Annotated in this window: 13 protein-coding genes; 9 read left to right on the forward strand and 4 right to left on the reverse strand. The window is 36.4% G+C overall.

From position 1 onward, the window contains the following. Positions 1 to 334 precede the first annotated feature (334 nt). The 4 genes from QK255_RS13425 (at position 335) to QK255_RS06245 (ending at position 6,506) form a co-directional block, all read left to right on the forward strand. Positions 335 to 1,858: a hypothetical protein gene (locus tag QK255_RS13425; RefSeq protein ID WP_002342190.1), complete on the forward strand. Its 1,524-nt coding sequence runs from the start codon at positions 335 to 337 to the stop codon at positions 1,856 to 1,858. Further along, positions 1,852 to 4,875, forward strand: coding sequence for an LPXTG cell wall anchor domain-containing protein (locus QK255_RS06235; protein ID WP_193809834.1), 3,024 nt, complete (start codon positions 1,852 to 1,854; stop codon positions 4,873 to 4,875). The genes QK255_RS13425 and QK255_RS06235 overlap by 7 nt, the downstream gene beginning before the upstream one ends. A gap of 168 nt (positions 4,876 to 5,043) precedes the next feature. Beyond that, positions 5,044 to 5,949 carry a helix-turn-helix domain-containing protein gene (locus QK255_RS06240; protein WP_260651069.1) on the forward strand — a complete coding sequence of 302 codons (906 nt, stop codon included), beginning with the start codon at positions 5,044 to 5,046 and terminating at the stop codon, positions 5,947 to 5,949. After that, complete coding sequence (locus tag QK255_RS06245; protein WP_258076337.1) at positions 5,925 to 6,506, forward strand: hypothetical protein; 582 nt, start codon at positions 5,925 to 5,927, stop codon at positions 6,504 to 6,506. Before QK255_RS06240 ends, QK255_RS06245 begins: the two co-directional genes overlap by 25 nt. A 129-nt stretch (positions 6,507 to 6,635) precedes the next feature. Here QK255_RS06245 and QK255_RS06250 read toward each other — a convergent pair whose 3' ends face one another. Together QK255_RS06250 and QK255_RS06255 are read right to left on the reverse strand one after the other, a co-directional pair. Beyond that, complete coding sequence (locus QK255_RS06250; protein ID WP_002291287.1) at positions 6,636 to 6,863, reverse strand: helix-turn-helix domain-containing protein; 228 nt, start codon at positions 6,861 to 6,863, stop codon at positions 6,636 to 6,638. Between the two features lie 8 nt (positions 6,864 to 6,871). Continuing rightward, on the reverse strand, positions 6,872 to 7,345 hold the full coding sequence (locus QK255_RS06255) for a DUF2975 domain-containing protein (protein WP_002306633.1): 474 nt from the start codon (positions 7,343 to 7,345) through the stop codon (positions 6,872 to 6,874). Positions 7,346 to 7,654: 309 nt separating this feature from the next. Here QK255_RS06255 and QK255_RS06260 point away from each other — a divergent pair, with 309 nt between their 5' ends. The 4 genes from QK255_RS06260 to QK255_RS06275 all read left to right on the forward strand — a co-directional run bounded on the left by QK255_RS06260 (position 7,655) and on the right by QK255_RS06275 (position 10,580). Next, positions 7,655 to 8,932, forward strand: coding sequence for a GHKL domain-containing protein (locus tag QK255_RS06260; RefSeq protein ID WP_002342192.1), 1,278 nt, complete (start codon positions 7,655 to 7,657; stop codon positions 8,930 to 8,932). Between the two features lie 7 nt (positions 8,933 to 8,939). Beyond that, a complete protein-coding gene (locus tag QK255_RS06265; protein ID WP_002291293.1) occupies positions 8,940 to 9,680 on the forward strand; it encodes a LytR/AlgR family response regulator transcription factor in 741 nt (246 codons plus the stop codon). A gap of 166 nt (positions 9,681 to 9,846) precedes the next feature. Further along, positions 9,847 to 10,428, forward strand: a complete 582-nt coding sequence (locus QK255_RS06270; RefSeq protein WP_002291295.1) for an accessory gene regulator B family protein — start codon at positions 9,847 to 9,849, stop codon at positions 10,426 to 10,428. Then, a complete protein-coding gene (locus QK255_RS06275; protein ID WP_002291297.1) occupies positions 10,425 to 10,580 on the forward strand; it encodes a cyclic lactone autoinducer peptide in 156 nt (51 codons plus the stop codon). The genes QK255_RS06270 and QK255_RS06275 overlap by 4 nt, the downstream gene beginning before the upstream one ends. 76 nt (positions 10,581 to 10,656) lie before the next feature. On the opposite strand, the gene QK255_RS06280 is transcribed toward QK255_RS06275, so the two are convergent. Continuing rightward, positions 10,657 to 10,830: a hypothetical protein gene (locus tag QK255_RS06280; RefSeq protein ID WP_002291299.1), complete on the reverse strand. Its 174-nt coding sequence runs from the start codon at positions 10,828 to 10,830 to the stop codon at positions 10,657 to 10,659. 31 nt (positions 10,831 to 10,861) lie between these two features. Further along, positions 10,862 to 11,821, reverse strand: a complete 960-nt coding sequence (locus tag QK255_RS06285; protein ID WP_002293280.1) for an IS30-like element IS6770 family transposase — start codon at positions 11,819 to 11,821, stop codon at positions 10,862 to 10,864. A 494-nt stretch (positions 11,822 to 12,315) separates the two neighbouring features. On the opposite strand from QK255_RS06285, the gene amaP reads away from it, so the two are divergent. Next, entirely contained in the window at positions 12,316 to 12,882 is a 567-nt protein-coding gene (gene amaP / locus QK255_RS06290) for an alkaline shock response membrane anchor protein AmaP (RefSeq protein WP_002290680.1), read from the forward strand. The last annotated feature ends 1 nt before the right edge of the window (position 12,883 follow it).

Raw genomic sequence — 12,883 nt, forward strand, 5'->3', positions numbered from 1 at the left:
AAGAAAGGAGTGGGAGACACCCAGTTACGATTATTGGGGAGAGAACTACATATTCAAAGATCGTAAGAGGGGGAACAGTAGCAATTCACGTACAATGCTGACCGTCAAGTTTGTCACAACAAATGATCGTTAGGTGTTTAGCAAAATCAATACTATTTGATCGATTCGATTTGTGACAAATGAGCAAAAGCTACGGAGGTTGGAAACAAGCAAAACTATTTTTTACACTATTTATTTATGTTTAAGACAAGAAAATAGCATACCTTCTTTGCTGACGGTTTAAAGCAGATCGCTTTTGATCTGTATAGGAAAAATAAAGGAGGTAAAACGTTCATTGAAAAAAATAAAAAAGCTATTAACTAGTACACTCTCCTTAGGACTGGTTCTAGGGAATATGGGCGGTACCGTAGTAGAAGCTACCTCTGCTTTACGCGACATGGAAGTCCCAGTATTGAGGCAGCTGGAAAAACAGAGCAAGAAAAAAGAAAAACTAGAAGAACAAACATTGAAAGAGAAGACAGAAGATAGTTTGTCTACTTCTGCATTAGGATTAGGACAAAGCGCTATGTTAACCGCGGGTGCAAGGATAAAAAAAATACAAGAAAATACTCCAGTATTGACTGATTATTCTAGTGCATTCGATTCTGCCGAAAGGAATAGAGAAGAAATTCGAATTGCTGTTGGAAATCAAATACAACGTAGTCTCGACCGAGCTATGTCAAATACATCAGCGTCCCAATTTAAGGATACCGAAATCACTTTCGAACGTATCACTCAGAGAGGATGGAATTTTGATTATGAGGATACGGATATTGCGCCTAGTGTGGGAGAATTTGTTCAGCATAACCTTCTTTTTCTTTATTCTGATCGTGATGGTTTGGGCTCGGGGTTGTGGTCGGTTACAACAGATTCAACTTGTGGAAACTGGCGTTTAAGAGTATATGCCGCAAGAGAAGGGACCTCCGTTGACCACATATTTGCTAGGATTACAAGAGTGAGATGGGGAAGTCTAAATACAACGAAAGTAGACTTTAATTTACCGATATTGCTTTCTTACGGTGAATGGTTTAGCTCTCCACCATATTTCAGAGATGTTACGCTAAGTGGTACTACACGTCCAATCAGTATCGAGATTCCGGGGACTTTACAATCACATGGGGTAATTACAGCTACTGCAAAAACTAGCCCGCATGTGATTACTCAAAATGATACATTACCTGCCCCTTCAACATATATCACTACAGGGAATACTGTAGGACGTGTCACGATTGACTGGAAAGATGGAAAAGTCCCAAATACGTCATCAGTAGGACAGATAAATGGGGAGATAACAGTCACTGATGAGACGGGACGAACGGCTAATGTGTCAGTGCCGATTACTGTTCAACCAGCACCTCTACAAGTGACACCAAAAGCTGGGACGAATGAAATCTATCAATATTCAAAGTTACCAACACCAGAAGATTATTTTGAAGTAATAAATTTTCATGGTACGCATAGGCTTGAGTGGATTGAGGCAAGTACGCAAGTACCTGGTACTTATACGTGGCGAGTAAAAGCTACGACGAGCGATGGAAGAGAAGCAACCAGTTCAACTACCATGGAAGTCTTGCCACATTCAGGAATAGAACTAAAATTAAAAGATATAGAAGATCGCAATCTTGGTATGAATTATGATTCATTAGCAAGTAATTTCAGAGAATATATCGAAGAAGCGTCCATGTTTGGTGAAGCAATTGACTTTGATCAATTAGAATTTGTTGCGGCGGAATCAACAGAGCCAGACTATTCTACAGTCGGCAAACAAAAGGTGAGAATAACAGTGCAAAAAAACATCCAGATAGTGATGTCATGGTAAAAGGTACTGCCGAAACGTCCATCAACATCCGTTGGGGCGACACGTTCTTATTGAAAGCCCATGATGGACGATCAGCGGGCGCATACGCCTTCCAGTTGAGAAATGGGAATAATGCTCGAATCGTGGCAACTCGAGGATTAGATTCTCCTCTTGATGAACGGATTGGTCTGGAAGATTCGTTGTATTACTCTATTGAGGTGCTACGAAATGACCAACAAGCTTATTACCATGAAGTGCCGGGGAGAGCTACTCTACAGCAAGTAATCACGACATTCGGAAATGGAAATGGATACCTTGATGTACAGTTGGGCGATATCATTAATATTCACCATCCGCAAAGGAGTGCAGGAAGCTCAGTTTTGATGGTGGAAGAAAAAGAGCAGGATTTCACTTACGGGACAGATAATGCCTATTATCGTGTCACGGCTTTTGGATTTGAACCACTTCCTGTACTACCTGATCCGGCAATCCAGCTGAAATTGAAGCCAATGGAAGACCGTACATTAGGAGAAACTTCTGCGTCACTTGCAAGTACGTTTAAAAATTACATCGAAGAAGCCACTTTTGAAGGGGAATCGGTTGCGATCGATGATCTAGAATTCGTCGCAGCAGAATCGACAGAGCCGACGAATACAATCGCTGGCAAACAAGATATTCGAATCACGGTACAAGCGAAACACCCGATTTCAGGGGAGACGATCAAAGGAACAGCCGAAACATCAGTCAATTATCTTTGGGGAGATACGTTCATGATCAAGTCAAGCGAAGGTGGTTCAGCAGGAGCTTATTCCCTGCATCTGAGAAGTGGGAATGCAGCTAGATTAACCGTTACCAGTGGGTTGCCTTCAGCATTAGATGAACGGGTCGGTACGGAAGAATCGATGCACGCCTTGTATTACTCTTTGGAAGTCCTGAGAAACAATCAGTCGGTTTACAATTATGAAGTGCTTGGTAGGGATACCTTAAGACAAGTGATCGCTAACTTTGGGAACGGGAATGGTTACTATGATGTACGATTGGATGATGTGATCAAGATCTATCATCCGCAGAAATCGCCAAACAGTTCAATTGTCATGATTGATGAAGAAGAACGGGATTTCACTTATGATTCCGAATATGCTTATTACAGAGTAACTGCATTCGGACTAGAACCGATTCCAGTGATGGAAGCAGAAGGGACTTCGCAAATGTTCTCTTTGATGGATGACGTCAGCACATTAGATGTCAAAGAACTAGTCAAAGATGTCACGATCAATCATCAAAGTATCTCAGAGGATCGTTACACGATTGAACAATTGTCAGAGATTGACACAAGTACAACTGGAAAACGAACGACAAAAGTAAAGATTACGATGAATGATGGGTTAGCTGAAACCGAAATCGAAGTGCCTTATGAAGTACAGTGGGGAAGTACATTCGTTCTTCGAGGACTGGAAGAAATGACCGTCGGTGCGTTTAGTTTATTAAAAGAAGGCGATCAGTTAGCAATCCATGCTTCTCCTGGTTCAAGTAACACGGACTTGAATCGTCCAGTGAACAATCCGTTCGGCAGAGGAATCTATTATGCTATCGAAGTACTGGAAAACGACACGCGAAAATACAACTATGAAGTGACAGGGAATACCTTGATCCGTCAAGCAGTGAATGGATTCAACAGTGGGCAGCCGTTAGCAGTCAATGTAGGAGATACCATCAAAGTCTATCATGCGGAGACACAAGGAAGAAATCTTCTGATGATGGATGAAATGGTCAGAGATTACACTGGGGGTTCTAATTATGCCTATTATAAAGTAACAGAAGAAGGGTTTGAGCCGTTTACAGATATCAAGGCAGATCCGATTTCACAAGAACTGCTGTTAGGGCATGAGACGAATACAGTGAACCCGGCAGAATTGATCCAAAATGTGACTTTCAACGGACGTCCGCTAACGAGTGATCTTTATACGGTGGAACAATTGTCTAACTTTGATACAACAACTGTGGGAGAAAAAGGGGTTCGTGTGAGAGTAAGCACGACTGATGGTACTGGATTCACAGAAGTGAAGATCCCTTATGTAGTGAAATGGGGAAGCACGATCCGAGTCAAAAACAATGATGGAGCAACGATTGGCGCATTCAGTCTAATTAAACAGACAAATCCGAACACTCAGAATACACAAATGATCATCCGAGCATCTCAAGGTGTGGCAAATACAGAGTTGTCCAAAGTAGTGCATGATTATTCCGATCGCTCGATTTATTATCAATTCGATGTGATGAACAAAGATAATACCACTAGCAGATTCACATATGATGTAACAGGAAACCGGACGATCGAACAAGCATTGTCTCGATTCAATAGTGGACAGCCATTGAATGTCAACATAGGAGACATTGTCAGGATCTATCATACGAAAGAGTTTAGACGAAATATGTTGATGGAAGATGAGCAGGAGAAGAACTTCACTTACGGTTCTCAATATGCTTATTATGAAGTCACAGAATATGGGTTCGAACCAAGCGGGAAAATTGATGTAGAAGCTAATAAAGTAGAAATCCCACGAGGTGCAACGGATCTCGATCTTAAATCATTTATCAAAAATGTAAAAGTAAATGACAAGGTCATTCCAGAAAATCTTTATACAGTCTCTTTAAATTCTGAAATCGACACATCGACTCCTGGTCGGAACAATGCCGCAGTCAACGTGACGACTGACAGTTCTTATGGCGGTTTTTCAACAGAATTGAATATGCCGTATGAAGTACGTGATCACACAACGAATTCCAGTACGAATGAATCACAAAATAATCATACAAATAATGAAGATACAAGCGGCAGTACGGAACGAAATGAAGGAACGACGCCAAGCATCCAAGATGATCCAACAACAAGTGCAGATAATGAATCTTCACTGAATATGCCACAAACCAATGCAACTAGGAATACTGCATGGACATTGATTGGTATCGCGTTAGTAGCAGGCATAGGGGCGATTGTTATGAGAAGAAAAACAAAAGAGAAAGCTGAAAATCAATAACCGATTTTTGCTTAAGTAAGAAAAAATAGTTCTCAAAGCTCCAATTTCCAAAGCAGATACACGATATAATATAATCACAAGCACTCAATAAGGGAAACCGACATTGAGTGCTTTTACATTTATCTATCAGGATGTATCAAAAGACTTTTGTTAGAAAGGGGTGAAAACATGTTGAATCTTCTCTCAAAAAAATTACAACGTCAGTTGAATCTGTTAGAAATACTATTCGAGGGGGAACGTTGCCGTCTTAGTCAATTAGAAAAAAGATTGGCAAGTTCTGGAAAAACATTGCGGAACGATTTTATAGAAATCAATACATATTCTTCCGATATCCAAATCGTCACTGATCGGGATGCTGGTGTGACAGCTATATTTTCACCTGCCTTCACAAAAGATCATATTTATCAGATCGTAATCTCTCAATCTACTGAATATAAATATTTAGAAACCATACTGCTACATCCAAAAGAGAATTATTTAGAATTAGCAGAGTATCTGTTTATTTCAGAAAGTACATTGCGAAGAATCGTAAAGAAAATCCAATCAAAAATAAAAAAATACGATTTGAGGATCAAAGGGTTGACACGGATTGTCGGAGAGGGTCAGGTGATCGACGGTCTTACAGCTCGTTTGTTGATGGAAAAATATCCTTCTCCTGCTAGTATTTTTAATCGTTCTTTTAGCGAGGCAATTTATGATGCGGTTATCCTATTTTTAAAAGAAAATCAACTATATGAGGTAGCAAAAAATGATCCGAAAACCTTATGTTTTTTACATTTTTTTATTGCTTGTCGTATACAACGATTCAACAAAAATAAAATGGGAATGGAGCAAAAGAAAATCAGCTGTTTCACCTTTTCATTCTTGGAGAAAAATCACTTGAGCCATTTTTCTTTGCCACGGGAAGAAAAAATCTGGCAGTGGATATTTGATACAGAAGTCATTTATACTGCTTTGAAAATAAGGAATGCAAGCGAGCAAAGAGAGTATCATTTTTGTATCAGTAATTGTTTAATGACATGGATGGATTGCTTGGAAAAAAATATCAGTTGGAATGTGAGAACAAAGATCTGATCGTTCAACGATGTAAAGAGATACTGACACAACCACGATTCCCAGAATATATCCTAAATGATCCAAGCCAGACAACGATAGTCGATCCGTCGATTTTAGCCTGTTTATATGAAGAATTGAAGGGAAGGATGGTAGAGGACTGCAGAGAAAAAGGATACGTCATTCCTGAACTTGATTCATTTGTTCGCCATGCTATCTTAGAAATTCTTATCGACTGGCCATTATTGTTACCATATATTGAAGGGAAAGAAAATAAATTAAAAGCAGTGATAGTCACAAATTCAAGAAAAAAACAGGCGGAATACATAGCAAAAAGATTGCAAGAAAAATTGGGAGATTATTATCAATTTTGTGTTCTCCCAAACTTTTATCAGAAAGAAAGGAAATTATACTATCCAGATATCGATTGTATCCTTACGAATGCGAGGATGGATGAGGAGACAAACATTCCGGTCTTCGGTATTTCTCTATTTCCAAATCAACGTGAGATCCAAAATCTTCTCCATTTTTATCAGGAGAAGTACCAAGTAGTAGAAGAAAAGTCTCTCTACGTGTAAATATGTATCTATAGACAACAGGATATTCCATCAAAATAAAAAATATCTGAATAATAGATGTAATGACCGCTAAAGGTCTCATACATCTATTATTCAGATTATTTTTTTACTGATTGTTATGCTTTATATTCATTTTTTTGGTATAGGATCGGGGTCTTTTTGATAACTTAACAAATCTCCCGGTTGACACTCTAATACTTCACAGATTTTTTCGAGGGTGGAAAAACGGATAGCTTTTGCTTTTCCGGTTTTTAGAATAGAGATATTTGCCATCGTAATACCCACTTTTTCACTCAATTCTGTTACACTCATCTTTTTTTGAGCCAATACTACATCTAGATTAACGATAATAGCCATGTCGCACCTCACACTGTCAAATCATGATCTGTCTTAAGTAAAATCGCGTGTTCGAGCAGATTTTCCAACACGCTTGTCAAAGTGTATACGGCAAAAGGAATGAATACGACAGCAATTCCTACCAACATCAAACCAGGAGCATCATCTAAATCTGCTACTTTCAAAAATTTAGGAAGCAAGCCGAAAAAGGCGAAACCAATAATCAAAATCGTTCGTTCGATTTTTTTTAGAATGTCTAAGCTTTGATTAGAAAAGGCCTGGTTTTCTTCGATTTGTTTCAACAGTCTCAATAAGAAATAAGCAATAATAATCCCTAAGAGAAGGGCGAAGTAGATGACAGAAACAAATAAAGTCGTCTGCCAATCAAAAGTGAATCCTTTTTCGCTTGTAGCAATCTGAGTATAAAAAAGTATACCGAATAAAATAAATACGGCACTTATACCTAAAACAACAAACTTTAATAATAATGTTTTTAATTTCATTGTTATCCCTCTTTTATCTTTGATAGCTAAAATATAGCAGAATAATTATTGAAAAGCAATTACTTTTTATCGAAAAACAATAAATTTTTGCCGTTTTTAGCAAATGTGGTTTTATAGTATTTGAGAGTTTTAATTGAAGTAAGCATTTGATTCTTTTTGATTTATAAGGAAACTTTTAAATATGTTATTTACAAATAGTTAGTAAACTATGTTACAATTTTTATGGGGAAAACTTAAAAAATAAATTTTTTTATTCATAATTGCTGTTTATTTTGTTATGTAAAACATGCATAAAGTGAGGTTCTAAAATTGAATATTTTACAGTTAAGTTATTCTCTACTCATATCAGGACAGCTGATGACGATGTTTGTTGGATTGGGCTATTTGAACAAGAAACTAAGAAATAAAAAGTATGCTTTATTATCAATCTTGGTTATCCTATTGATATCGGTACTTTATCAATGGATAAATGTAATTGCCACTGGTTTGGTATGGCTAGTCATGTGTGCTCTCGTGATTTATCATGAAGAGACGCTTCAATCAGCTTTATTCTATGCTTCGTTATCTATTATCCTACTTATTTTTTCTAATTATCTGATTTACGTTATCTTAAAATCATTATCTATAACGATGAATGATTTGGGTATGTGTTTTTTATCAATTATTTTATATTTATGTTTCGCATTTTATTTAAGGAATCATATATTGAAAAAAGTACCCCTTGAATCGATGGTATATGATATTAGTAAGTATACTGTTATTGCTACGTTTTTGATTTATTTCATTTTTCTTATGATTGAACGCTTTTCAGATTTAGACTGTTTCATGAAGGGTGCTCATGGGATTTTTATGCTGGCATATAGCCTTTTTGCTATTCTTATCAGCTTTTTAGCTGTTTATATAAAAAAGGCAGAATATAAAAGTAAAGAAGAAAAGAATCGAATGGAATATCTTATCGAATATAGTGAGCAAATCGAAAAAAGTTATATGGAAATACGCAAGTTCAAGCACGACTACAAAAACATACTAGTTTCTATGGAAAATTACATCCAAAGTAATGATATAGATGGGATGAAACATTTTTTTTACTCCCATATCAAGGAAACTGGAACTCTTTTTGATCAGGAATTATTAGAAATGTCACCGATAAGAAATCTTGAAGTCAAGGAAATAAAAAGCATTGTGTTGAGCAAGTTGTATCTAGCTCATGAAAAAGGAATAGAAATAGACGTAAATGTGCCACAAAAATTGGATGCTTTCCCCGTTCCTTCTATCATGCTAGTACGGATGCTGGGGATCATTCTAGATAATGCAGTTGAAGAATCTTCTATTATAGATAAGCCGAAAATCTTGTTTGCCGGATTGAGACAAGAAGAAGCGATAACCTTTATTATTGCCAATAAATGTCGTTCTGATATACCTGATTTACATGTATTAAAGAAAAAATCTTATTCATCAAAAGGGAAAGAACGTGGGATTGGTCTAAGCAATCTTGATGAATTAGTGCAGTTGAATAAAAATGTGTACTTAGATACTAAAATCGAAGAAGGACAGTTTATTCAAATACTGACAATTTGGGAGGGGTAGAATCTTTATGTTGAAAATTTTTGTTTGCGAAGATGACGGAGCATTTAGATTGAAATTAGCAAAGATGATCCAAAATTATTTAATGATGCAAGATTATGACATCAAATTTCAAATGGATACCTCGGACCCTGAAGTGCTGCTTTCATATATACGTTCAAATAAAACAGAAGGCATCTATTTTTTAGATATTGACTTAAGTTCCAATATGAATGGAATCAATCTAGCCGCTACGATTAGAGAATACGATCCACTAGCAAAAATTATTTTTGTGACCAGTTACACAGATTTAGCTTATCTCACTTTTTTGTATAAAGTAGAAGCAATGGATTATATTGTGAAGGGGAACGATACACTGCTGCAAGAAAGCGTGACAAAATGTATCGATGTGGCTAACCAAAGATATCTTGATACAATTTTACCTACAAGAGAACAGATTCGTATTAAGAGTGGACCAATCAACACAAAATTGTTCGTAGACGAAATCTTGTTTTTTGAATCCAGTCCTGTTCCTCACAAAGTGATTGTTCATCTTAAAAACCGAATGTTAGAATATAATGGAAAAATCAAAGAGATTGAATCGTTTAGCCCGAGCTTTTACCGTTGCCATCAATCGTTTGTTGTAAATGTAGATAATATTTGTTCCATCAACAAGAAGGAAAGAACGATCCTTATGTCTAACGGAGAAAAGTGTCTTGTTTCCACACGAAGTTTAAAAAAATTATTGATTGCATTTAGCAAAGGAGCGTGACGAATGTCACGTTCTTTTTTTATAGAATATTTTTAGCTCTAAAGAATATAAGGGGGTTATTAAGAAAGATAACACTGCAGTTATGTAAAAAAACGCGCACTTTTGACTTTTTAATATATGCATCCTTATTTTTAGTATAATCAAAAGTGAGAAAGGGGTGAACGATATGCCAAATGAATATCTGTCTCTTGAAGAGAAGCTGTCAAGCAAGATGAGCAGAAAACTCGGAGAGAAATATGGGTTAACAGAACTGGATGAAGCAAAAGTCAACTATGGATTAGCGATCCTGTTCATTAATCTTTTCAAGTTCATGCTTATTTACGTATCAGCGTTTTTCTTACATAGCATTCTTGCTGTGATCACCACTCATTTGTCTTTTATTGCTGTACGAAGATACGCAAAAGGATATCATGCAAGCCGAAGCATGGCCTGCACGCTCTATAGTATGGGATTATTGGTGGCGCTACCTGTTTTGGCTAATCATTACCATTTGGAACTTACACGCTACGAATATTTCATCGGAGCAGCTATTCTTAGTATGGTTTTAGGAATCATTAGTTCCTTTATCGCACAAGACCAACAAAAAAGGAGAAGCGTAAGAAACAAGCTAGTTATAACAGGAATAAGCCTCACGCTGATCGGTTCAGTGATTCCAGCAGATGATTCAAGAGTCATGATATTACTGGGTATGTTGATCGCAATCTTACTTGTATTCATTCCAAAAAAAGAAAGGAAGATCATCAAATGAAACACACACAAACTAAATTTAGTCTCTCACATGCAATCACAACAATTGCTATCAGCGTTGCCGAAAAGGCTGTAATAAGCGGAAGTACCTGTATTGGTTTAGTTTATGAACCAAAAGTACCAGAGGCATTAAAAAAAGAAGTAGAAAAATAAGTAAAAATAAAATGGATTGCCGAATAAAAAGTACCGTAAGTCCTAAAAACTGTGCCAACAGATCGTTGGCACAGTTTTATTTTTTTCGATAGTTTTGTAACAAAAATACAAAGATGAAAAAGAATAAAGATTCCCATAGTGTAGTAGTCCAGCTGAATTCTTTACTGATACCAAATACCATATTTCCAAGATTCGATACAATCAAATAGCCAATCGTTATGATCAATGAATAATACAATCTTTTCATCATAGGACATACCTCGTTTTTATTTTATGATTTGTCAAATTAAGCTAGAATAAAATGCTTCTTGTACATAGCTCAAAAATATTTCGATTGGTGTTCTGTAATTCAATGATTTTCTTGGAATATGATTACGTTGATTGCTGACACTGGAAATAAATGTCTGATTCACTTCTCTAAAATCCATTGATTTCGGCAGTCCATTACGACGCAGAATCCCGTTAGAATTCTCGTTTAATGGGCGTTGAGAAGGTGTTCCAGGGTCCGCAAAATATATATCAATATCATGTTGGTTACTAATGGCTTTCCAGTTAGAAAATTCTTTTCCACAGTCAAACGTAATAGATTTAAAGAAGTTTTTAGGGAAGCGAGAAAACCATTGATTAAGGGCAGTTTCAATATCTAATGCCTTACGGCCGTTGGGTTTAATCGTGATAATGACTTTAGATAATCTTTCAACTAAAGTAATGACGGCACTTTTATGATGAATGCCAACGATCGTATCACCTTCAAGGTGACCAAACTCAGAATTGAAATCAGGATAATTATCAGGTCGATCATGGATTGAGCGCTGATACTGTTGTTTTCCCCGTTTTTCCTGATGGCCATTGGGTTTTCTTTTACCTTTCATCGGTAGTGTGTCAATATCAAATATTCCTTTAGAAAATAAACGATAAAGTGTTCTCATACCGCATGAAACAGGCCTTTCTTTTCGCCCGATAATGACGTCAGGCGTCCAACCAAGAGTGACTTTCTCTTTAATGTAATCTACTTCATGAGCAGGTAATTGAATGACTTTTCTACCACATTTTTTCTTATTTTCTTTATACTGGTGCCAATAATCAAGAGCAGTCTTGCCTTGCTTGAACTTATTGACTACATTATAAATAGTTTGTATAGCACGTCCCATTCGGTTAGCGATTTCAACCGGCTTATTATGTTGAAGATAATATGATTCTATCATTGTCAGTTCGTCTATGGTAAGATGTTTGTAGGTCATTTATGGTTACACTCCTTTGTTTTCTTTCGTCGGAAATACAATTTGAGTGTACCATAAATGCCTTTTTATTTTTCTAACTTAATTTTACAATTCGCGTTTATAAGAATAGTATAAACCAAAGAAGAAAATAAGAAAAATGATAATAGAAAAATAAAGTAAAAACGCAATAAAGTAACTTAAGTTATTTTATTGCGTTTTTTTCTTCACTGGAAAATTTTAATAAATAAATAGAATTTTGTAATAATAACTGAGCATAATCTTTGCAATTTTTAATCTTGAATAATATCCTTTAAGTATAGCCAGCAATCAAAAAGAAATAGAGAATAAGTGATTAGTTGTTATTTCAGTATCAGAATGACAATAAAACGCCGTTATGATCCAATATCGTTTGGTAGCGCTTTATTTATTGGTGCTAAACTAACTATTTGCTCTCTATACTGTGATTGTCGGTAGAGTTATTTACAGGGTAAAAATAAGTTTATAGGAGGTGGAAAATGAATAAGGGGTTAAAAATAATCGGTGTTATCATGAGTTTGCTGCTACTTTCAGTGTTTCTAGCAATTGCGTTAATCAATGCGCCGTATATTATGCCTGAACAATTGGAACAATTTCGCTTCTTTACCTTAACGAATTACTACATGCAACAATATATTTTCTGGGCAGCTGTAGTATTTGCCGTTCTTGCTATTATCATCTTGCTAGTCGTTCTTTTCTATCCAAAATCAAGAGGAACTTTCGTTATGAAACGGGAAGATGGCAAATTGACGATCGACAAAAAAGCGATCGAAGGGCTGGTACGTTCCCATTTACACGAAGAAGAGTTCATTCATTCACCTAAAGTACGGATACGTTCAACGAAAAATCGAATCCATATCCATGTCAACGGAGACTTGAAGCGAACTTCTTCATTAGTAGGGAAAACAGGTGTACTGATGCAAGACATCGAAGAAGAAGTGACTAGAGTACTTGGAACAAAAGAAACAGTCAAAGTAGCAGTCACATACAGCGGTTATGAAGAACAAGAAGATACAAGAGACTACAAGCACTCTCGAGTGGAATAGG

Source organism: Enterococcus sp. ZQ21 (assembly GCF_030053755.1).
Lineage (GTDB): Bacteria > Bacillota > Bacilli > Lactobacillales > Enterococcaceae > Enterococcus_B > Enterococcus_B lactis.